Raw genomic sequence first — 241 nt, 5'->3', positions numbered from 1 at the left:
GCCCGCTTGGGCTGGGTCGACGGCAAGGCATTCCTGCGTCGCGACCATGAGCTGATGGAGGCCTATGGCAAGGGCCACCTGCAGATGGAGGACTACATGGCCTTCAGCCTGGAGCCCATTGCCGGGCGCACCCTGGAAGAGGTTGAACACCTGGTGCAGCCGTGGGTGGAAGACGTCATCGAACCGATCATTTTCGGCGACGCCTGCCGCTGCATTGCCGAGCATCGCAGGCGTGGCGACC

At 64.3% G+C, this 241-nt stretch carries 1 pseudogene; it reads left to right on the top strand.

The features are described 5' to 3' along the window. Positions 1–241, top strand: a pseudogene (locus SB765_RS33080) (HAD-IB family hydrolase); the annotation flags it as partial.

The sequence above is a fragment of the Pseudomonas sp. SIMBA_067 genome (genome assembly GCF_046534675.1).
Taxonomy (GTDB): domain Bacteria; phylum Pseudomonadota; class Gammaproteobacteria; order Pseudomonadales; family Pseudomonadaceae; genus Aquipseudomonas; species Aquipseudomonas putida.
The sequence above is the reverse complement of the archived record's forward strand: the minus strand, read 5'-3'. Positions and strand labels throughout refer to the sequence as shown.